At 50.9% G+C, this 21,857-nt stretch carries 22 protein-coding genes; 20 read left to right on the top strand and 2 right to left on the bottom strand.

Annotated features, from left to right (window positions below):
• Positions 1-212: 212 nt before the first annotated feature.
• From accB to EDM59_RS08425, 11 genes are all read left to right on the top strand, one after another.
• Entirely contained in the window at positions 213-722 is a 510-nt protein-coding gene (accB, locus tag EDM59_RS08475) for an acetyl-CoA carboxylase biotin carboxyl carrier protein (protein ID WP_183192843.1), read from the top strand.
• A gap of 16 nt (positions 723-738) precedes the next feature.
• Entirely contained in the window at positions 739-2,094 is a 1,356-nt protein-coding gene (gene accC, locus EDM59_RS08470; protein ID WP_122923161.1) for an acetyl-CoA carboxylase biotin carboxylase subunit, read from the top strand.
• 67 nt (positions 2,095-2,161) lie between these two features.
• Positions 2,162-2,584, top strand: a complete 423-nt coding sequence (locus EDM59_RS08465; RefSeq protein ID WP_092268129.1) for an Asp23/Gls24 family envelope stress response protein — start codon at positions 2,162-2,164, stop codon at positions 2,582-2,584.
• Between the two features lie 118 nt (positions 2,585-2,702).
• A complete protein-coding gene (gene amaP / locus EDM59_RS08460; RefSeq protein WP_174769252.1) occupies positions 2,703-3,266 on the top strand; it encodes an alkaline shock response membrane anchor protein AmaP in 564 nt (187 codons plus the stop codon).
• A 12-nt stretch (positions 3,267-3,278) separates the two neighbouring features.
• Complete coding sequence (locus tag EDM59_RS08455; RefSeq protein ID WP_092268131.1) at positions 3,279-3,491, top strand: DUF2273 domain-containing protein; 213 nt, start codon at positions 3,279-3,281, stop codon at positions 3,489-3,491.
• A 67-nt stretch (positions 3,492-3,558) separates the two neighbouring features.
• Positions 3,559-3,963 (top strand): transcription antitermination factor NusB, encoded by a 405-nt coding sequence (gene nusB / locus EDM59_RS08450; protein WP_122923159.1) that lies wholly within the window; start codon positions 3,559-3,561, stop codon positions 3,961-3,963.
• A gap of 20 nt (positions 3,964-3,983) precedes the next feature.
• On the top strand, positions 3,984-4,946 hold the full coding sequence (locus EDM59_RS08445; RefSeq protein ID WP_122923158.1) for a tRNA (adenosine(37)-N6)-threonylcarbamoyltransferase complex transferase subunit TsaD: 963 nt from the start codon (positions 3,984-3,986) through the stop codon (positions 4,944-4,946).
• A gap of 87 nt (positions 4,947-5,033) precedes the next feature.
• Entirely contained in the window at positions 5,034-5,888 is an 855-nt protein-coding gene (gene folD, locus EDM59_RS08440; RefSeq protein ID WP_122923157.1) for a bifunctional methylenetetrahydrofolate dehydrogenase/methenyltetrahydrofolate cyclohydrolase FolD, read from the top strand.
• 224 nt (positions 5,889-6,112) lie between these two features.
• Entirely contained in the window at positions 6,113-7,492 is a 1,380-nt protein-coding gene (xseA, locus tag EDM59_RS08435; RefSeq protein ID WP_122923156.1) for an exodeoxyribonuclease VII large subunit, read from the top strand.
• A complete protein-coding gene (xseB, locus tag EDM59_RS08430) occupies positions 7,461-7,715 on the top strand; it encodes an exodeoxyribonuclease VII small subunit (RefSeq protein WP_122923155.1) in 255 nt (84 codons plus the stop codon). Before xseA ends, xseB begins: the two co-directional genes overlap by 32 nt.
• Positions 7,715-8,614 (top strand): polyprenyl synthetase family protein, encoded by a 900-nt coding sequence (locus EDM59_RS08425; RefSeq protein ID WP_122923154.1) that lies wholly within the window; start codon positions 7,715-7,717, stop codon positions 8,612-8,614. Before xseB ends, EDM59_RS08425 begins: the two co-directional genes overlap by 1 nt.
• 125 nt (positions 8,615-8,739) lie before the next feature.
• Here the strand turns inward: EDM59_RS08425 and EDM59_RS08420 are convergent, their stop codons facing one another.
• Positions 8,740-10,434 (bottom strand): M3 family oligoendopeptidase, encoded by a 1,695-nt coding sequence (locus EDM59_RS08420; RefSeq protein WP_122923153.1) that lies wholly within the window; start codon positions 10,432-10,434, stop codon positions 8,740-8,742.
• A 354-nt stretch (positions 10,435-10,788) separates the two neighbouring features.
• Between EDM59_RS08420 and dxs the strand changes: the two genes are divergently transcribed.
• From dxs to EDM59_RS08375, 9 genes are all read left to right on the top strand, one after another.
• The gene (gene dxs / locus EDM59_RS08415; RefSeq protein ID WP_122923152.1) at positions 10,789-12,675 is read left to right on the top strand and encodes a 1-deoxy-D-xylulose-5-phosphate synthase; all 1,887 of its coding nucleotides are present in this window, start codon (positions 10,789-10,791) and stop codon (positions 12,673-12,675) included.
• A complete protein-coding gene (locus EDM59_RS08410; RefSeq protein ID WP_122923151.1) occupies positions 12,672-13,490 on the top strand; it encodes a TlyA family RNA methyltransferase in 819 nt (272 codons plus the stop codon). Before dxs ends, EDM59_RS08410 begins: the two co-directional genes overlap by 4 nt.
• 111 nt (positions 13,491-13,601) lie before the next feature.
• Positions 13,602-14,459, top strand: a complete 858-nt coding sequence (locus EDM59_RS08405) for an NAD(+)/NADH kinase (RefSeq protein WP_092268141.1) — start codon at positions 13,602-13,604, stop codon at positions 14,457-14,459.
• 5 nt (positions 14,460-14,464) lie between these two features.
• Positions 14,465-14,914 carry a transcriptional regulator AhrC/ArgR gene (ahrC, locus tag EDM59_RS08400; RefSeq protein WP_122923150.1) on the top strand — a complete coding sequence of 150 codons (450 nt, stop codon included), beginning with the start codon at positions 14,465-14,467 and terminating at the stop codon, positions 14,912-14,914.
• 14 nt (positions 14,915-14,928) lie between these two features.
• A complete protein-coding gene (gene recN / locus EDM59_RS08395; protein WP_122923149.1) occupies positions 14,929-16,653 on the top strand; it encodes a DNA repair protein RecN in 1,725 nt (574 codons plus the stop codon).
• A gap of 118 nt (positions 16,654-16,771) precedes the next feature.
• Complete coding sequence (spoIVB, locus tag EDM59_RS08390; RefSeq protein ID WP_122923148.1) at positions 16,772-18,112, top strand: SpoIVB peptidase; 1,341 nt, start codon at positions 16,772-16,774, stop codon at positions 18,110-18,112.
• Between the two features lie 264 nt (positions 18,113-18,376).
• The gene (spo0A, locus tag EDM59_RS08385; protein ID WP_092268145.1) at positions 18,377-19,162 is read left to right on the top strand and encodes a sporulation transcription factor Spo0A; all 786 of its coding nucleotides are present in this window, start codon (positions 18,377-18,379) and stop codon (positions 19,160-19,162) included.
• Positions 19,163-19,541: 379 nt separating this feature from the next.
• On the top strand, positions 19,542-20,108 hold the full coding sequence (locus EDM59_RS08380) for a beta-class carbonic anhydrase (protein ID WP_122923147.1): 567 nt from the start codon (positions 19,542-19,544) through the stop codon (positions 20,106-20,108).
• 3 nt (positions 20,109-20,111) lie between these two features.
• On the top strand, positions 20,112-20,975 hold the full coding sequence (locus tag EDM59_RS08375) for a metallophosphoesterase (RefSeq protein ID WP_122923146.1): 864 nt from the start codon (positions 20,112-20,114) through the stop codon (positions 20,973-20,975).
• On the opposite strand, the gene EDM59_RS08370 is transcribed toward EDM59_RS08375, so the two are convergent.
• Positions 20,972-21,838 (bottom strand): LysR family transcriptional regulator, encoded by an 867-nt coding sequence (locus EDM59_RS08370; RefSeq protein WP_122923145.1) that lies wholly within the window; start codon positions 21,836-21,838, stop codon positions 20,972-20,974. The genes EDM59_RS08375 and EDM59_RS08370 overlap by 4 nt on opposite strands.
• Positions 21,839-21,857 lie beyond the last annotated feature (19 nt).

Genomic DNA, 21,857 nt, shown 5'->3' with positions numbered 1-21,857 from the left:
CGCTCGCAGCGGATCCCGTGGATAAGTTTACCGTTATAAGGGAAGCGAGAGATGGGCATGATGGTAAGGATTTCCTCACTTCTTCGCAAACAGAAGGGGGGAAATCCTTTCTTGACGTGTTATGGGCAACAGGCTACCATTGATTTATGCTTCGCTCTTGATACATATATAGCCACCCAGGAACATCTAACGAAACGAAGGAGTGCTCATTCGTGTTGAAAATTCATGAAATCCGAGAAATTATTAAGCTGATTGATCAATCTTCCATTAATGAATTCAAGCTGGAGACAGAAGGCGCGAAAGTAACGCTGAAAAAGTCTACCGGTATGGAAACGGTAGTTGTATCTCAACCAGTCGCGGCAGCTCCTGTACAAGCTGCTCCTGTCGCTGTAGCTCCAGCTCTGCAAGCTGCGCCTGTGGCTGCACCTGCTGCAGAAGCACCAAAAGCGGCTCCAGCAGTGGCAGCAGCAGACGATGCGAGCCTGCACAAGATCGTATCTCCGATGGTAGGAACGTTCTACAGCTCTCCAGAGCCAGGCAAGCCTGCGTATGTACAAGCCGGCGACAAAGTAAACGCAAGCAAAGTGGTTTGCATCGTGGAAGCGATGAAGCTGTTCAACGAAATCGAAGCCGAAGTCAACGGCGAGATCGTAAAGGTTCTGGTCGAGGATGGCCAACTGGTTGAATACGGACAGCCATTGTTTTTAGTGAAGCCGGAATAAGGTGGGGGAGAGCGGAATGTTTCAAAAAGTATTGATTGCCAATCGCGGAGAAATCGCAGTGCGGGTCATCCGCGCATGCCGCGAGCTGGGCATTCGTACGGTCGCCGTCTACTCCGAAGCGGATCGTGAAGCGCTTCATGTAAAAATGGCCGACGAAGCCTACTGTATTGGTCCAAAAGCATCCAAAGACAGCTATTTGAACATAGCCAACATCATGAGCGTAGCGACCAAGGTGGGGGCAGATGCCATTCATCCAGGCTATGGATTTTTGGCGGAGAACGCTGACTTTGCAGAAATTTGTGCAGCATGCAATATTACGTTTATTGGACCAGATCCGGATGCCATCGTAAACATGGGGGATAAATCTACTGCCAAAGATACGATGAAGGCAGCAGGGGTTCCTACTGTTCCTGGTACGGAAGGTCTGATTGAAGATGTTGCGGATGCCATCAAGACAGCGAACGAGATTGGCTATCCGGTGATGGTAAAAGCAACAGCAGGCGGCGGCGGACGCGGGATGCGCGTCGCAGTCGACGATGAGGATCTGGAGAAAGCCATTCGCCAGGCGCAAAACGAGGCCAAAACGGCATTCGGCAACCCGGGCGTCTACTTGGAAAAATTCGTAGAAGGTCCTCGCCACGTAGAAATTCAAGTGATGGCAGACAAGCATGGAAACGCGGTCTATTTGGGCGAGCGAGACTGCTCGATTCAGCGCCGTCACCAAAAATTGATTGAAGAAGCTCCATCGCCAGCCTTGAGCGAGGAACTGCGCAAGCAAATGGGAGAAGCCGCTGTCGCTGCTGCCAAAGCGGTATCCTACCACGGAGCGGGTACAGTAGAGTTTTTGTTGGACAAACACGGCAAATTCTACTTCATGGAAATGAATACCCGTATTCAGGTAGAGCATCCGGTAACAGAGCTGGTAACGGGCTTTGACCTCATCAAGGAGCAGCTGACGGTAGCAGCTGGACAGCCGCTGTCGTTTACCCAAGAGGACATCGTGCTGGATGGCTGGGCAATCGAATGCCGGATCAACGCGGAAAATCCTGCGAAAAACTTCATGCCATCTCCAGGTCGCATTACCGAGTATTTGGCGCCGGGTGGCTTTGGTGTGCGTGTGGATAGCGCGGCGTATGCTGGCTACTCCATTCCACCTTATTACGATTCGATGATTGCGAAGCTGATCGTCTGGGGGAAAGATCGCAACGAAGCGATTGAGCGCATGAAGCGTGCACTGGGAGAGTTTGTTGTGGAAGGCATCACGACAACCATTCCTTTCCACCTCAAGGTTCTCGAGCATGAAGTCTTTGTGAGCGGTCATTTTGACACGAAATTCCTGGAGACGTACGAGCTGAACCTCGACGAGGAATAGGCGCTTATTTGTAAAAAAACAGAGCGCTTGGTATAATGGAATACAAATCCAAAGGGAGGTGCGAAGCGTGGAAGAATTTTCTCCAGATTTAGATAGAACAGAACTTGGGAAGGTCCAGATCGCTCCTGAAGTCTTGGAAGTGATCGCCGGCATGGCTGCGTCCGAAGTAGAAGGCGTAGCACAGATGAGCGGCGGTTTCGTTGGGGAAATAGCGGAACGATTAGGCCGTAAAAATATTGCTCGGGGAGTTCGGGTAGAAGTAGGCTCTCGTGAAGCAGCTGTGGATGTCTCGATTATTGTCAAATACGGACACCGCATCCCGGATGTCGCTCGAAATATTCAAGATAGTGTGCGCAATGCAATTGAGAGCATGACAGGGCTGTCGGTTGTGGAAGTAAATGTACATATCGTAGATGTAGAGCTGAAAGCGGAAGAAAAAGCGCCGGCAGCTGCAACTGCTGTGGTGGAAGATTACCAGCGCGTGCGCTAAGACAGGCAACGGATGGATGCCCCCTACTCACAGGGGGCATTTTCCTCATCAACCGCTGCACCATACTGCTACCCCGAACGTGCCATGTTTGACTGAGTGAAGCATGGTTGAAGGAGAGATGCATGTGAACTTGTTCGACCGGTTTATTTTGACGATCTACAGTTTTGCGCTGATTATACTTTCCTGCATTGCGATTGCAGCGACTAGTGGTTTGATTTCTCCGGATGTGTTTCGCCCTTATGTCGAGCAAATGCTCTCAGGGACGAATCTAGCCTATCTCATCGTCGCGATTATTTTCCTCGTTGTCAGCCTTCGTTTCTTTTTCAGCTCATTCCGTTCAAACAAGCCTAAAGTAGACCGCGGTATTCGTCAACGCAGCGATTTGGGTGAAGTCAACATTACCCTTCAAACCATCACAACGATTGCGGAGCGTGCTGCTCGTCGAGTAAAGGGCGTGCGTGACATGAAGACTAGTGTCAAGGCATTGGAGAGCGGAAATATCATCACCCTGCGTGTATCGGTAGACGGAGAAACTCCTTTGCCTGATTTGACTCAAAAGCTGCAGCAGGACGTCAAGGAACAGGTCGAAGGGATCGCGGGCGTCGTGATTTCGGAAGTGACGGTCGTCGTGACGGAAGTGGCTCAACAAGATAACTACGCGGCACGTAAACGGGTGGAATAGAAGGTGAGAGCCATGCTATGGGAGTTATTGTGGGAACACAAGGGGAAACTATTGGGGATCTTGGCTGGATTTATTTTCGGGATCATCTACCTTCTCGTGGGCTTTTGGGATACACTGGTGTTTGTTGTGTTTATCGGTACCGGTTATTACATCGGCCGAAAGCTGGATCATAAAGAAGACTTGCGGGAAATTTTGGATCGGATTTTGCCAGGCAAGTTTCGGTAACGGATGTTCGGGTGCTCCCGGTAAATCTGTCCGCTCCCGAACTCAAATTTAATAGTAGGTGAATGGAATGAAACGAAGAACAGCACGAGAAAAAGCAGTCCAATGTCTTTTCCAGATCGATATGGCGGAAGTTCCGGTAAAGGAAGCTGTAGCGCTGGTTATGGAGGATTCCGAAGAGAACGCCCAGTACCTGCGTTATCTGGTGGACGGTGTCCTGACGAATCAGGCTGCGATTGATAACGAGATCAAACAATACTTGCGCGGCTGGCAGCTGGATCGCATTGCCAACGTAGATCGCGCGATACTCCGTCTGGCTTTCTACGAGATTATGTTTGAAGCAGAGACTCCTGACAAGGTCGTCATGAACGAAGCGATTGAAATTGCCAAGCTGTTTAGTGATGAGCAATCCCATCGTTACATCAACGGTGTCTTGTCCAGCTTCCTGCATGCTCGTGAGACTGCGCAGGCGTAAACAGGGCAGGGGACCGGGGCATGACTAAGGTAATTTTGGGCATCGATACGAGCAATTACCGGACATCACTGTGCTTGGCTCAGGAAGACGGCCGGATTGTGGCAGAAGCGAAGCGCCTTCTGAAAGTGAAGGAAGGCAAACGCGGGCTGCAGCAATCTGAAGCCGTCTTTCAACATGTGATGAACTTGCCGGAATTAAGTGAACAAATGAAGTGGAACGAGTACGAGATCGAAGCGATCTGCGTCAGCGAAAAGCCGCGTCCAGTGGATCAATCCTACATGCCTGTATTTAAGGTAGGGGAGGGCTTGGGAAAATCACTGGCTACCTATTTGCGCGTTCCGCTGCATTTGACGACACACCAGGAAGGACACATCGCCGCAGGTGAATATACGGCTGAGAAACGTCCGGGTGAAAATCGCTTTTTGGCCGTCCATTTATCTGGCGGTACGAGCGAGCTGTTGGTTTGCGAACGTCATGAAGCTGGCTATGCGATTGAAAAGGTCGGCGGCACGATCGATTTGCATGCCGGGCAGCTCGTGGATCGGATTGGCGTGGCACTAGGAATGTCGTTTCCAGCTGGACCTCAGTTGGAGGAGCTTGCCAAAGGCGCATCCGGTGAGTTTCGCATCTCTTCGGCGGTAGATGGCTTATCCTTCAGTTTTTCCGGTCCGGAGGCTTCGTTGCTGCGCGCGATCGGGGCAGGTCAAGCAGCTCCTGCTGATATTGCACGCGCGACTGAGCAGTGCATTGCCAATACCTTGGAAAAAACCTTGCGCTATGCGATAGAACAAGGGCTACCGAAGGACATACTGATTGTAGGCGGAGTAGCTGCGAATCAATACATGCGCGAACGATTGATCAAGCGCTTGGAGCATCCGGCAGTCAAGGCTCGGCTGTATTTTTGTGATCCGGTTTACTCGGGTGACAACGCATACGGGGTAGCTATGCTGGGGTGGATGAAGCAAAAGACGAACATTGAATAAGTTTGAACATTTTATGATTCGTCTTTACAGCTCGCTGTGAAATCGTTACACTACAGGTAACGACGTTATGAAGGAGGTTTTTTCTCCATGGCTGCAGTTATTGTCCAAGGAAAAGAAGTCGCGCAAAGCATTCGTGCCGAATTGGCGAACGAAGTGGCGGAATTGAAAAAACAAGGCATTGTTCCAGGGTTGACCGTTGTGTTGGTCGGTGATGACCCTGCTTCTCAATCGTATGTACGAGGCAAGTCGAAGGGCTGCGAGGAAGTTGGAATCGCATCTGAGCTGATTTTGAAGGATGCTTCGATTACAGAGGAAGAACTGCTTGGTATTATCCAGCAATTGAACGAAAATCCGAACGTTAATGGGATCTTGGTTCAACTCCCTCTGCCGAAACATATCTCCGAAACGGCCGTGATCGAAGCGATTCATCCGGATAAAGATGTGGACGGCTTTCATCCGATCAGTGTGGGAAACATGGTGCTGGGAAATGAAACGTTTCTTCCATGTACGCCGCATGGTATTATTGAACTGATCAAGCGAACAGGTACGGAAATGAGCGGAAAGCATGCGGTAGTCATCGGTCGGAGCAACATCGTGGGCAAGCCCGTCTCACTCTTGCTGCAGCAGGAGAATGCTACCGTGACCATGTGCCATTCCCGGACGCAAAACCTCGAGGAATTTACGAAAAAAGCGGATATCCTCGTCGTAGCGACAGGACGTGCGCACATGATCGGAAAAGAACACGTGAAACCGGGAGCTGTCGTGATCGATGTAGGTGTAAACCGCATTGAGACTGGCAAGCTGGTAGGTGACGTGAAGTTCGATGAAGTGAAGGAAGTCGCGAGCTATATTACGCCGGTACCTGGCGGCGTTGGACCGATGACCATCACCATGCTATTGAAAAATACAGTGGCGGCAGCTCGCAAGCAAGCCAACCGATAAGTCACAGACAAGGGAAATGGGTAAAGGTACTTTATCCATTTCTTTTTTATACAGGAAGAATTTATTAGATTCTTAGCCAGTATAAGGGCAACAAAGACTCCACCAAAAGGCTTGGTGGAGCCAGGTTTTCTAACAGTGGGAGGGCTTCGCCGAAAACTTTCTTCGAGTACGCAGCAAAATCTTCTCGAAGCCAGCAAAAGAGGTTTTCTATCTAGGAGGAGCGCATGGCTATTCAAGATATTTTATCTGTCAGTGATCTGAACCGTTATATCAAAATGGTTTTGGAGAAAGACTCGCGGTTGCAGGATGTGTGGGTGAGAGGGGAAATATCCAATTTTACGCATCATTCGAGCGGACATATGTATTTCACGCTCAAGGACAAGCAGTCGCGAATAAAAGTCGTCATGTTCGCCAGCTATAACCGTTTTTTGCGCTTCTTGCCCAAGGACGGGACCAAAGCGATCGTTCGTGGTTCGATATCCGCGTTTGAACGGGATGGCGCGTACCAGCTTTACGCCAAAGAGATGCAGCCGGACGGACTGGGATCTCTTTATTTGGCATTTGAACAGCTTAAGGAAAAGCTTGCGTCAGAAGGGCTGTTTGCCGCCGAAAGAAAGCGGCAGCTTCCCCGTTTTCCAAAAAGAGTCGGAGTCGTGACTTCTCCGACAGGTGCTGCGATCCGCGATATTTGCACGACGATTCGCCGAAGGTACCCGCAGGCAGAGATTGTGCTCGCTCCTGCAGTCGTACAGGGGGTGGAAGCACCGGCGTCCATTATTTCTGCGATACGTATTATCAATGCGCAATCTGATATTGATGTGCTGATTGTAGGGCGTGGCGGTGGTTCCATCGAGGAGCTGTGGGCTTTTAACGACGAAAAGGTGGCGAGGGCAATCGCGGCTTCCGTCATCCCGGTCATCTCTGCAGTTGGTCATGAGACGGATATTACGATAGCTGATTTTGTAGCGGATGTACGCGCAGCAACACCGACAGCCGCAGCTGAGCTCGCGGTACCGCACTATTTAGAATGGGTCGAGAGGGTCAAGCAATTTGACGCGAGAATCCAACGGGCGGTACTTACGCGTATTTCGGACCAGCGCAAGCGACTGAACCAGCTCGGCAATTCGTACGCGATGCGCCAGCCGCAGCGCCGTTTAGAAGAGGCAGCCGAGCGCCTTGATCGCGCGCATTTGCGAATGAAGCAATCGATGAAGCATTTGCTTACCTTGCGCCGTGAACGCTATGAACGGCTTGCTCAACAAATCAAACGCTACCGGTTGGCCGACCAGGTAGGGGAGCGCCGCAAGCAAGTCCTCACCGTCCGCGCCCGATTGGACGAGCGGATGCGCAGGAGATTGACCGAGCAGCAAATGGCTTTTTCTGCAAGAGTGGCCCAGCTGGACGCACTCAGCCCGCTCAAAGTCATGCAGCGAGGGTTTTCGCTCGTCTATGCCGGAGGGCAGATCGTTAAATCCGTCGAGCAATTTGCGAGCGGGGACGAGCTCGTGGTACGATTAAGTGATGGCAGCGCGACTGCACGCGTGGAACAGATTGATCGGGAGGAGAAGCACAATGGCTCGAAAGAAAACGGAGCAAGAGACTGATCTGCAGTTTGAAGAAGCAATGAAGCGTCTGGAAGAAGTCGTAGCGCGTCTGGAAGAAGGGGATATCCCATTGGAGGAAGCGATTACGCTGTACCAGGAGGGGGTCACTCTTTCGCGGATATGCGGACAGAAGCTCGATGCGATCGAGGCGAAAATTACCCAGCTGGTCGAGGAAGACGGCATGCTGAAACAAAAAGCTTTTCGCGCGGAAGGGGAAGCGTAATGGCTGTGGATACGTTTGATACTTACTTGGCCGAAAAGACAGCCTATATTGAGGAAAAATTAATTCCAGCGCTCGAGCAGCAAGGCGTCCCGCAAGCTCTTTACGATTCGATGAAATACTCCTTGATGGCAGGAGGCAAACGACTGCGTCCGATGCTGGTCCTTGCTGTTCTGGAAGCGCTGGACAAGCCGCTTGAGCGTGGAGTGCCATTCGCCGTTGCGTTGGAAATGATCCATACATACTCGTTGATCCACGATGATTTGCCTGCCATGGACGATGACGATTTGCGCCGTGGCAAGCCAACGAACCATAAGGTTTTTGGGGAAGCAACCGCCATTTTGGCAGGGGATGCCTTGCTGACGAGAGCGTTTTCTCTCATTGCGGAGTCGTACCGCAATCACCAGGACGTTTCTGCTTTAACGACGGTCAATCTGATCGCGGAATTAGGCAAACGTGCGGGTGCAACTGGTATGGTTGGAGGGCAAATGGCCGATATCGAGGGAGAGACCAAGCAGCTTGAGCTCAAACAGCTTGAGTTTATCCACGAGCACAAGACCGGTGATCTTTTGATCGCTGCCCTGCGTGGTGGCGGCTATTTGGCAGAAGCGACCGAGAAGCAGATGGAGCTATTGACTCGTTATGGCTACTGCATCGGACTTGCTTTTCAAATTCAGGACGATATCCTGAATGTCGAGGGCGACGCAAGCCAGCTTGGAAAAGCGGTCGGCAGCGATGCAGAACGCCAAAAAGCGACGTATCCAGGCATTCTTGGTCTTGCCCAGTCCAAAGAACGCGTAGCCGCATTGATCACGGAAGCAAAAGCAGCTTTGTCAGCTGCGGGTATGGAGCATTCTGCCTTGAGTCCTTTGGCAGATTATGTGCGCAATCGGACCAAGTAATGGCGCGTTTAAGAAAAGGCCAGTGTGTTTTTCGGTGTAATCCGGACGACGCACTGGCTCTTTTTGTACATTGCTGCTGAAAAGAAAAATCCTCTCTGACAACCCAGAGAGGAGGGGAAATGGTTTTACAGTGCTTTATCGTTTACATGATCCAACCAGCTCTCGATATCGCCGATGACGGATTTCACGCAACCATCCTCGAATGGCGAGATCAGTTTTGCGATAGCGACGAGCTCTGTGAATGATTTGCTGCCGCCTTCCCGGCACAATGTCAGATAATCCTGCCAAGCGATATCTGCATTTTCCTGAGCCCGCTTCCAGAACTGGAAGGCGCAGATCTGTGCGAGTGTGTAGTCGATGTAGTAGAAAGGATCGCGGTAAATATGGCTTTGCTGCTGCCAAAAGCCGCCTTCTTCCAGGAACTCATTTTCGTCGTAGTTACGATGGGGTAGATACTTTCGTTCGATTTGACGCCAAGTGCTTTTTCGCTCCGCAGGCGTCATTTCCGGTTTTTCATAGACAGCATGCTGGAACTCATCCACAGCGACCCCGTACGGAATAAAGGTCAAACCACTGCTCAGATGGGCGAACTTATATTTTTCGGTATCCTCTTTAAAAAAAATCTCCATCCACGGCCAGGTCAAGAACTCCATGCTCATGGAATGAATTTCGCAGGCTTCGTAAGTAGGGAAGTGGTATTCAGGAACTTCAAAGCTGCGGCTTACGTACACCTGAAAGGCGTGCCCGGCTTCATGTGTCAGTACATCGATATCGCCAGAGGTTCCGTTGAAGTTGGCAAATATGTAAGGCAGCTCGTATTTGCTCATATACGTGCAGTAGCCCCCGGTAGCTTTTCCCTTTTTGCTGAGCAAGTCCAGGCAGTCATTCTCGAGCATGAACTGGAAAAACTCATCGGTTTCCGGGGAAAGCTCGGCATACATTTTCTTGCCGTTTTCCACGATCCACTCAGGAGAACCTTTTGGTGTCGGATTGCCTGTAGCAAAATCAAAGCTTAGATCGTAATACTTCATGACGTCTACGCCGATGCGTTCCCGTTGGCGCTCCGCCAGCTTGGTAGCGACAGGAACGATATGCTCAAGAACCTGCTTGCGGAAGATGGCGACCTGCTCGGCGTTGTAATCGGTGCGGTTCAGACGGGCGTAAGCAAGCTCGACAAAGTTGGAAAAACCGAGCTTTTTCGCGATTCGCGAGCGTACCTGGACCAGATCGTCGTAGATTTGATCGAGCTCTTCCGCATGCTTTTGGAAGAAAGCGTACTTCGCTTCATTTGCTTTTTTGCGTGTAGCTCGATCGGTCGAGGTCTGATAGGGAATCAGCTGCGGGATCGTACGCTCTTCCCCTTCAAACTGAATTTTTGCGGAGGCGATGAGCGCGACATAGCGGCTGGTCAGCCTGTTTTCCTCCTGCAGATCACTCACGACTTCAGGGGAAAAGGTACGGAGCGTAGTTTCGGCGATCCGAAATAGCTGCGCCCCCCATTTTTTCTCAAGATCGGTACGGAAGGTGGAGTGGACGATCGCATCGTAGTAACGGGAAACAAGACCTTGGTACACAGGACCGACTTCATCCCAATAGTCCTGCTCCTCCTTGTAAAAAATATCCTCGGTGTTTATGGTATGGCGAATCTGGGCGACTTCACGAGCGGATTCGACTTCCTGGCGCAGCGTGATGAGCTGCCCCATTACCCGGTCCTGCTCTTCAAAGCTTGAGGCTTGTGTAAACGCCTGCAGTAACTGGTCAAATTGCTGTTCTACCTGCTCCATATTGACCCGTTCATAAGCAATTTGGGTAAACTTCATGGAAGTACCACCTCTTTTCAGTTTTGTTCGATCCACTTTATTTTAACGTGTAGAAAAATACAAGCGCAATGACTTATGAAATCGGTTGCACATACTTTTTTGCCGCGTTGCATGACGGATGGAGGGCTGAGATGGGTAAAAGTTCTCTTGCTAGAAGCGGGACATCTTTCACTCGTATTCGCTGATATTGATGAAAAGTGGTGTTTTTGTATAGAAACCGTTATAATGAAGCGAGCGTAAATGAAGCGTAATTGAAGGCTCTGCCCAAAGGGGGAGCCGTGTTTTCCTTGGGTTGGATTGGATTGCAGCACGCACAATCGCCGGAGAACGAACAGTGGAAAGTGAGGAATACCCATGCTGCTAACTACTATAAATGATCCTCAAGACTTAAAAAAGTGCACTCAGCCGCAGCTATATACATTGGCCTCCGAAATCCGGCAGTTTCTTGTGGAGAACCTGTCCAAAACGGGCGGCCATTTGGCTCCAAACCTTGGTGTAGTCGAGCTGACGCTGGCTTTGCACTATGCATTCGAAAGCCCTCGGGACAAGTTGATCTGGGACGTAGGGCACCAGGCCTATGTACATAAAATGCTGACGGGACGCCGCGACTTGTTCCCTACCCTTCGTCAATACAAGGGGCTGTGCGGGTTTCCGAAAATGATTGAAAGCCCACATGACGTGTGGGAAACCGGGCACAGCAGTACGTCCTTGTCTGCAGCGATGGGGATGGCGACAGCCCGCGATTTGAAAAAGGAAAAAAATCATGTGGTTGCTGTGATCGGGGATGGAGCCTTGACCGGCGGGATGGCGCTGGAGGCACTGAACCACATCGGGCATGAGCGGAAAAACGTGATCGTGGTGCTGAACGATAACGAAATGTCAATCGCTCCGAACGTTGGCGCCCTGCACAACTATTTAGGCAAACTGCGTTCCACGGAGAACTACCAGTGGGCAAAGGATGAGATGGAAGGCCTCCTCAAATCCATCCCTGCTGTAGGCGGAAAGCTGGCCAATCTGGCAGAGCGTTTCAAGGACAGCATGAAGTATTTGCTCGTTTCCGGGGTTCTATTCGAGGAGCTAGGGTTTACTTACATTGGCCCAATCGACGGGCATGACCTTGGTCTGCTTCTGGATACCATGAAGACAGCCAAACAGACAAAAGGGCCTGTCCTGATTCACGCGATCACGAAAAAAGGAAAGGGCTATGCCCCAGCGGAAGCGGATTCGGTCAAGTGGCACGGAATCGGCACCTACAAGATTGAGTCTGGTGATACGCCTAAGTCAGCGCCGACCTATACATCGATCTTTGCTGAAACCATGATGCAGCTCGCGAGTGAAGATAAGAATATCGTCGCCGTGACACCTGCGATGCCAGCTGGCTCAGGGCTAATCCCGTTTGGACAGAAGTTCCCGGAACGCCTGTTTGACGTCGGGATCGCAGAGCAGCATGCTTGTACGTTTGCTGCCGGATTGGCGACCCAAGGCTTGAAACCGGTTTTGGCTATCTACTCGACGTTCTTGCAAAGGGCGTACGATCAACTGATCCACGATGTGGCTCGTCAAAAGCTCAATGTGGTATTTGCCGTGGACCGCGCGGGTTTGGTTGGCGCAGACGGCGAAACGCATCAGGGCATGTACGATACCGCCTTTATGCGGATCATTCCCAATATGGTCATCATGGCGCCGAAAGACGAAAACGAGCTGCGTCATATGATGAAAACGGCATCCGTTTACGAAGAAGGACCGATTACCTACCGTTACCCACGTCTGCCTGTGCGCGGAGTCGACATGGACGAGGAACTCAAGGTACTGCCGATCGGAAAAGCGGAAATCGTACGCGAAGGCAAGCATGTGGCGATTGTATCGTTCGGGCATGTTTTCGAGGTAGCTGAGCAAGCAGTGGACCAGCTGAAGAGCGAGGGATTCGAGCCGATGCTCGTCAATGCCCGCTTCTGCAAACCGCTGGATGAGGAGCTTTTGCTGCGCCTTGCCAAAGAAGGCTACCACATCATTACCGTAGAAGAAGGCGCGGAAATGGGCGGGTTTGGCAGTGCTGTACTGGAATGCTACAATCGTGCAGGCTATCACGATGTAAACGTGCAGATGATTGCAGTTCCTGACTATTTCGTCGAGCATGGCAGTGTGAAAGAACAAAGGCTCGAAGTAGGTCTCACGGCAGAAAATATTGCGTCCCGTGTGCGTGCGTTGATGCCAGTAACGAAGGGCGTAGTGGAAGCATGAGTATTCGAAAAGAGCGTGTGGATGTCCTGCTCGTGGAGCGGGGTATGTATGAAACGAGAGAAAAAGCAAAAGCAGCTGTCATGGCTGGGCTCGTTCAAGTAGCGGGCGAGCGCTGCGACAAACCGGGAACCAAATTCCCGGAGGATGTCGCGATTACAGTCAAAGGGGAGGTCCATCCGTACGTAGGACGCGGTGGGCTGAAGCTGGAAAAAGCATTGCGTGTTTTTGGGATTGACATGACCGGACGAGTCATGATGGATATCGGCGCTTCTACGGGCGGGTTTACGGATTGTGCCCTGCAGCATGGCGCACGGCTCGTCTATGCGATTGACGTGGGTTACGGCCAGCTGGCGTGGAGCCTCCGTCAGGACGAACGTGTCGTAGTCATGGAAAGAACGAACTTCCGCCATCTGGATCCTGAGACCTTTGCTCATGAAATGCCGGACTCTGCGTCCATCGACGTATCGTTCATTTCCTTGCGATTGATCTTGCCGGTATTGCACCGCTTTCTCCAAGACGGCGGAGAAGTGGTCGCGCTTGTTAAGCCACAGTTTGAAGCTGGCAAAGAAAAAGTTGGAAAGAACGGTATCGTACGGGATCCAGAAACCCATGAAGCCGTTTTGACAGACATTGGAGAATATGCCCGTGCGCTTGGCTTCTCCTTGAAAGGTTTGGATTTCTCACCGATCACAGGAGGAGAGGGCAACATCGAATTTGTCATGCACGCTGCAAAAGGTGGAGACGGGCTGGATTCGGAGGAGTGGCTAAAACTGGTAACAGAGGTAGTCACTTCAGCTCATGCCGTGTTAAAATAAGGAAGTGCACAAAGCCTCGGGAGTTTTGTCCGAAACGAGGCTTTTTATTTATGCATGAGAAGTTGTATACTTGTATAAGGATTTCCAACCAACCGGTTTGGGGTGGACCATGTGAAGAAAATTGGAATTATAGCGAATAAAGGAAAACCAGAGGCGCGAATCGTTGCACGCGAGCTGCTTTATCTGTTAGAGGACCGTGGTGCTGAGGTTTTTCTGGATGAACACATCGCATCTGACCTGGGACGTGCCGAGCTGGGAACGACTGTAGAAGGGATCGGGAAACAAGCCGACCTCGTATGTGTACTGGGAGGAGACGGTACGCTCCTGGGTATCGCGCGTCAGCTGGCTGGGCGTTCTTTGCCGGTACTGGGGATCAACCTCGGGACATTGGGCTTTTTGTCTGAAGCAGAGCCGGAGAACCTGCAGCACGCTGTCGATAATCTCCTTTTGGGAAAGTATGATATAGAAGAACGCACCATGCTGGAAGCAACCCTTGTCCGCAAAGAGGTCAGCTTGGGCACGTATACCGCAATGAATGACATCGGAATCGCAAAAGGCTCCTTTTGCCGAATCATCCAATGCGCGGTCTATTTGGACAACGCCTATGTGGCGACCTTTAGTGGCGACGGTGTGATCGTTTCGACGCCGACTGGCTCGACGGCGTACTCGTTGTCTGCAGGAGGACCGATCGTTGCCCCAAATGTGGACATGCTATTATTGACGCCAGTCGCTCCTCATTCATTGACTGCAAGACCGATGGTGCTCTCTGGAAACGAAGTCATTCGCATTGAGGTGGATGCCGTTCATCAGGAAATGGGGCTGTCCATTGATGGTCAATTCGGCTACAGGCTGGAGGGCGGCGATCAAATTTTCATTAAAAAGTCCCCGTATGTCACACCATTGATCAAATGGAAGACAGGCGGCTTTTTCGAAGCAATTCGTACGAAATTACAAGGGGAATGGGAGTAAATCATATGAATAAAGGGCAACGACATATCCGAATCCGGGATATCATCAGCAACACTGAGGTGGAGACCCAGGATGAGCTGGTGGAACGTCTGCGTGCGGCTGGCTTCAATGTGACGCAAGCGACTGTGTCCCGTGATATTAAGGAGTTGCATCTGGTAAAGGTGCCGCTGCCAGATGGAAGGTACAAGTATTCTGTGCCAACCGAACAAAAGTTCAATCCACTGCAGAAGCTAAAACGCATGCTCGTCGATTCTTTCATAAGCATCGACAAAGCCGATCACTTTATTGTCCTGAAAACCTTGTCTGGACATGCAAATGCGGTCGCTGAACTGATTGACAACCTGCCCTGGGAAGAAATCATGGGAACGATCAGCGGCGATAACACGATTTTGATCATTTGCCGTTCCAAGGAAAATACTGACGAAGTGACAAAGCGTTTAATGGAAATGCTGTAAAGGGGTCACATGCTATGTTAGTGGAACTCTCCATTCGTAATTTTGCCATTATCAAATCGGTAACGGTGTCTTTTCAAAGAGGGCTGAATATCTTAACCGGTGAAACAGGAGCAGGGAAATCCATCATCATTGATGCGCTGGGTCTCTTGCTGGGAGGAAGGGCATCCGCCGACTTTGTCCGTTATGGAGAAACACGGGCAGAGGTCGAAGGATTGTTTGAGCTGCCAGCGCTTCATCCGGCTTTAGCCGTGTGCGAGAGTGTTGGTGTCCAAGTCGAGCAGGATGGCATGCTGGTCGTGAGAAGGGATATATCCAATCAGGGCAAAAGCATCATTCGCCTGAACGGACAGTTGGTCACCCTTGCCATGCTGCGCGAGCTGGGACCGTGGCTGGTTACCGTACACGGACAGCACGATACGCATATGCTGATGCAGTCGGACAAGCATATTAACTGGCTGGATGCATACGGGGAGTCGGCGCTGGGAGCAGCGAAGGCAGAGTATACAAAACTGTACACGGCTTTTCGCAAAACAAAACAGGATTTGGAACGGATGGCCAGAAATGAACGAGAGCTTGTTCAACGTATCGATCTGCTGGAATATCAGCTCAACGAGATTGAGTCGGCCCAGCTTTCCCCTGGAGAAGATGACAAGCTGCAGCAGCAGCGAAAAAAATGGATGAACATTGAGAAGGTTTATTCATCCATGCAGGACGCGTATCGTTCCCTGTATGGAGATCAAAAAGGGATGGACTGGCTTGGGCACGCCATGGGCGAGCTAGAACGCGTGGTTGGCTACGAAGAACAGCTTGGACCCATTTTGGAATCCGTCCAGAGCGCGTACTACCAGATTGAAGACGTGGTGCATCAGCTGAGGCATTTGTCGTATCAGATGGACTTCGAACCAGCTCAACTGGCAGAGGTCGAAAGTCGGCTGGATCAAATTCAATCGCTAAAACGAAAGTATGGCAAAAATGTAGATGATATTTTGGAGTATGCCGCGACGATTCAGGACGAGCTGGATGACATGCACCACTATGAAGATCGTCTCCAGCAGGTTCAGGAGCGGCTGACAGAGCTTGCAGCGGACTTGGCTGTAGAGGCTATGGAGCTGTCAGTCATCCGCCAGGAGTGTGCGCAAAAGCTGGCTGTCGAAATCGAGCAGCAGCTAAAAGAGCTGCACATGGAACGAGCTCGTTTTGCCATCGACGTCCGACAAACGCCGGATGAGGATGGTGTCGAGATTGAGGGCATCAAGCGGCAGGTAGACGCTAACGGGATGGATCAGATCGAGTTTCTCATCTCTCCCAACCCCGGCGAGCCCCTGCGTCCGCTGGCCAAAATCGCATCCGGTGGCGAGCTATCCCGTGTGATGCTGGCGATCAAGGCCATTCTCGCAGGGACAGATCAGGTCGAGACCTTGATCTTTGATGAAGTGGATACGGGAGTCAGCGGGAGAGCGGCCCAAGCGATTGCAGAGAAGCTGGCCCGAGTTGCCGGTCAGCGGCAGGTCCTCTGCATTACGCACCTGCCTCAGGTTGCTTCCATGGCAGACGCTCATTTTCTCATCCGAAAGGAAATGAGTGACCACGAAACGATGACGTTGGTAACGAGACTGTCAGATGACGAGCGCGTGATTGAGCTTGCTCGCATGCTGAGCGGTGCGGAAGTTACGACGAAAACAGAAGAGCATGCTCGTGAAATGATCGAGCTTGGACGCGAAAGAAAGACTGCTACCTGACAGAAGGGTAGCAGTCTTTTTTTCCTGACATAATCCGCTTCCTCGGAGGCAACATTAAAGGTACACAAGGTGGAGGTGTCACATAGGTGTAGGTAGGGAACGGTAGGAGTGATTGCTGGTGATCCGACAGAACAAAAGAAAATGGATGGGAAGTTTCCTTCTCCTCATCACGGCCCTCGTCGTGAGTTCCACCCCGTTCCGCGACCTGTCGTCCTTTCCTCACGAATTGCGAGTGATGGAAGGATCCCTCGAACAGTTGCGCGTCTCCGTGCCAGTAATGGGCACTCTTGTCAACAGCAACCCCGACATTTTGCACGTCAATGGGACGCAGGCGCGTGAAGTGTCCGTTGATTTGAGCAAGCCGATGTCCGTCGAGCCTCGTCGGGCAGGTGAAGCCCAATTGCAGGTGAAGTGGCGGAATATCCCCCTGACAGCCGTCAAAGTGAACGTCCTGCCTGATTTGCGTTTGTATCCCGGCGGGCAGTCGATTGGCGTCAAGCTTCAAACAGCGGGTGTTCTCGTCGTGGGCCATCATTTGGTGGATGATGGCAAATCCAAATTCTCACCTGGAGAGCAGTCTGGTATACACGTAGGAGACATGATTGTCAAAATGAATGATCTGTACATCAACGACATGAGCGATGTCAAAAAGATGATCAACGAGGCCGGAAAGAAGAATCATCCGGTGCAGCTCTTAGTCGTGCGTGGAAAAGAAAAGCTCAACCTCACTCTGCAGCCAGCCAAAGACAAAAAGGATAACGAGTACCGAATGGGTCTGTACATTCGCGATTCGGCAGCAGGAGTAGGAACGCTTACTTTTTATGATCCCCAATCAAAGGCGTATGGTGCGTTGGGACATGTCATTTCCGACGTGGATACTGGGCAGGCCATTGTCGTTGGGGACGGGCAGATCGTGCAAGCCAGTGTGACATCCATAGAAAAAGGACAGAGCGGCAATCCCGGTGAAAAGTTTGCTCGTTTTTACAACGAGAGTGAAGTGCTAGGAAACATCACCAAAAATACTCCTTTCGGCATTTTTGGAAAAATGAAGGACGAACCAAAGAGAAGCTTTTACGATGAGCCGCTCCCTGTTGCTCTGGCAGAGCAGGTAGAAGAAGGTCCTGCCAAAATCTTGACCGTCGTTAACGGGCAAAAGGTAGAAGAGTTCGATATTGAGATCGCTAATGTGATCAAGCAGCATTTTCCTGCGACAAAAGGCATGATTATTAAAGTGACGGACAAACGTCTCCTGGAAAAAACGGGTGGCATTGTTCAGGGAATGAGCGGCAGCCCCATTATCCAAAAAGGAAAGATTGTGGGAGCAGTGACACATGTTTTTGTTAACGATCCAACTTCGGGCTATGGCTGTTACATCGAATGGATGCTGCGCGACGCTGGGGTCAATGTGCGCAACGCACCTGAGTCGGAGCAGCAATCCCCGATTGGCAAAGCAGCATGAGGACAGGGAGACGGGCCGTCACGCGAAAAAGCGAGACGGCTTTTTTCTCTTTCCGTCGAGAAGGTTCGCTCTATGGCAAATGAGCGTATTCTTTGTCGAAATATCAGTTAAATCGTTCAATCTTTCGTCATTGGCAGGAATGAATATCGGTTTGTCGAATTCCTTTAGTAGTGAAAAGATGGCTTGGACTTATTCTTATAAATCACCAACTTCTAAGATGCCACCTTCTTTCCAAAAGACCGTCCATTGTTAGGAGGAACGACTTTGAGCAAGATTGAAGTGTTGTTGGCAGATGATAACCGCGAATTCGTCAATCTGTTGGAAGAGTACATTAGTAGTCAGTATGATATGGATGTCGTTGGCGTAGCGTACAACGGTAATGAGGTAGTTAGACTGCTCCAAGAACGTGTGCCCGATGTTTTAATTTTGGATATTATCATGCCTCATTTAGATGGTCTGGCTGTATTGGAACAAATTCAGGCCATGCGTTTGTCTCCACAGCCGAAAATCATCATGTTGACTGCATTCGGACAGGAAGAAATTACGAAAAAAGCGGTGGAGCTCGGAGCTGCCTACTACATCCTCAAGCCATTTGACATGGAGGTTCTGGCGCAGCGCATTCGCCAAATGATTTCGTCGAAGCCATCTTCCTTTGTCACCTCGGTAAAGCCGCAGTCTACCTTGCAGGTGAGAGGACGGAATCTGGACGCCAGCATCACCAGCATTATTCATGAGATCGGGGTTCCGGCTCATATCAAGGGCTATTTGTATTTGCGTGAAGCCATCACCATGGTGTACAACGATGTCGAGCTGCTAGGATCCATCACGAAAGTTCTGTACCCGGATATCGCGAAAAAGTTCAACACCACAGCAAGCCGCGTAGAGCGTGCGATCCGCCACGCGATCGAGGTTGCCTGGTCCCGCGGTAATCTGGATTCCATCTCCAGCTTGTTTGGCTATACCATTTCTAACACCAAGGCGAAGCCAACCAACAGCGAGTTTATCGCGATGGTCGCGGACAAGCTGCGGATTGAGGCCAAGATTAGTTAGGGCTCTTTTTAAAGAGATCTCATATTGACCCAAAGACATCCCTGTTCACAGGTTCGATCTAACCATGAACAGGGTGTTTTTGTTGAACTTACATGGATGAAGCAGCAGGCTAGCGGCGCAGGTGTAAGGACGTGACCGTGTTTCACGGGCAAACGCCGGAAAAGAAGGGACATAAAAGTGTCAGCGATCGCAGAAACTAGCGCTTTAACCAGTGAAGTTCTTGCCCGTCATTTTACCCTTTTGGAGGTATTCCCGAATCCTTTTTTCCTGGCATGCATGAGTTTAGAACACCCCCAAATGTGCAGCAAACAGTTGAACCATCTGGATAACCATGTAAAATAGAAGAGAAACTATACTGAATGAGGCGGGTGTACAAGTAATGCGTAACCTAGATGAGATCCTCGAATTCAACCGTCAATTTGTAGAAAACAAAGAATATGAAAAATATCAAACCACCAAATTTCCGGACAAGCGTTTGGTTGTCTTGTCTTGCATGGACACGCGTCTGGAAGAGCTGCTTCCGAAAGCGATGAACATGCGAAACGGAGACATCAAGCACGTAAAAAGTGCGGGGGCGATTGTCTCTCACCCTTTTGGAAGTATCATGCGCAGTATTTTGGTTGCGATCTATGAGCTGAATGCTGCGGAAGTCATGGTTGTCGGCCACTACGACTGCGGGATGAGCGTGATTGACAGTAGCCGCACTATGGAAAAAATGATGGATAAAGGCGTATCGGCTCAGACCTTCTCGACATTGCAGCACGCGGGAATCAACCTCAAGCAATGGCTGCGTGGATTTGAGAATGTGAACGAGAGCGTGAAGAGCAGCGTGGAAACGATCAAGAATCATCCACTGTTGCCAGAGAGCGTTGCAGTACACGGTCTCCTGATCGATCCGGTAACAGGAAGACTTGATGTCGTCGTGAACGGGTATGACAAGATTTAAGGGATGAGTAATCCAAAGCTTTCTACGATCACACGCAAAACCTTTCTGCAAAAACTCATGCACTGGGCAGGCCGACTGGTCGGTCTAGGTGTGGCGGCGGGTGTGTACAGCTATGGCTGGGAGCGGCATTGGATTGAAACAACAGAGGTAACGATCACGCTGCCGAAGCTGCCAGATGCGTTTCGCGGGATGAAGCTCGTGCATTTCAGTGACCTGCACTTGGGGCACTTTAGTGAGCCAAAAGATGTCCAGCATGTCGTGGACCTCATCATGAGCAAAAAACCTGACATGATCTGCTTTACAGGTGATCTGGTGGACGAGAGCACACGGTATCTTTCCGTTGTACTGCCGATTCTCGGACAGCTGGATGCCCCGTTGGGTAAGTATGCGGTGCTCGGCAATCATGACTACCGTGCCAGGCAGCAGCAGGTCATTCGCGATACGCTAAGCAATGCAGGCTTTGAGGTCTTGGACAACCGGCACGTACGCGTGGATAGGCAAGGCAGCTTTCTGCATATGGCAGGCGTGGACGATGTTCTGTTTGGGGTACCTGATTTGGCGAGAGCGCTTGGGGATATCCCCACAGACGAGGCCGTGATCCTGCTGGCGCATGAGCCGGATTTTGCGGATGAGACGGCAGCTTATCCGGTCGGATTGCAGCTATCGGGGCACAGCCACGGGGGACAAGTCAGACTCCCGTTGATTGGAGCCATATTGACCCCTAAGCTTTCCCAAAAATACGTACAAGGGCTGTACAAGGTAAAAGACTATTCGCTGCAGGTCTATACATCAAGAGGGCTCGGAACGACGATTTTGCCCATTCGCTTATTTTGCAGACCGGAAGTGACCGTCATCACACTACATTAATAATGGTCTTTCATCCACCGGACGAATTGCTGAAAAGCTTCGTCCTCTTTTTTTGGGTGCAAATAGGCGATGAGGGTAGGGCGTACGAGCTCACCCTCCGCGATATCATGCGCGACCAGCGATCCTGAGCAGAGCTCTTCTTGGATCGTTCTCTCTGGCAGCATCGTGATGCCTAGAGACTGCTCCACCATTTTTTTGACGGCACTGAAGCTGTCCAGCTCCATGATCGCATTCGGGAACACGCCGTGCTGAGCAAGAAACCGGTCGATTCTTTGACGATAGGGAGCTGTATGATTGCCAAAGAGGATCATTTCTTCGGTTCCCCATTCAGGAAAGCCCGGAAATCCTTTTGCCCAAGGGTGGGTCGGCGAAGTGACGAGCAAAATTCGGTCACTTGGCAAGAACTCCTGGTAAATATGTGGGTGATACATCTCGCTCCCGAGAAACGCGATATCGGCTGTTCCGGTCAGCAAGGCACTGAGCGATTCCTCGTATAAAGTGGAGCGCACGTAACAGGTAAATTGGGGATTTGCCTTTCGATACTGCCCGATGAGACGGGGGAGCTCGTAGGCAACAAAAGCTTTGCCTGCGACGATCGTCATGGATTGGCGCTGCTTTTTTTGCTCCGTAAAGGCTCTCATTTGCTCCACAATATTGGCGGCGATGGGCAGCAAACGACGCCCTTCTGCTGTCAGGGATACGCCGGAAGCAGTCCGTACGAATAGCGCAGTAGAAATCTGGCGTTCCAACTGCTTGAGTCGATGGGTGACCGTCGATTGGGCGAGGAATAGAGCTTGTGCTGCGCGATTGATCGACCCATGCCGGGCGATGGTCAAAAATATTTCTAAACTCTCCTTGTCCATCTCGTCCTCCACTCCTTAA

Source organism: Brevibacillus nitrificans, assembly GCF_003710965.1.
Taxonomy (GTDB): domain Bacteria; phylum Bacillota; class Bacilli; order Brevibacillales; family Brevibacillaceae; genus Brevibacillus; species Brevibacillus centrosporus.
Note: the sequence above shows the minus strand (reverse complement) of the source record. Positions and strands in the feature narration are given on the sequence as shown.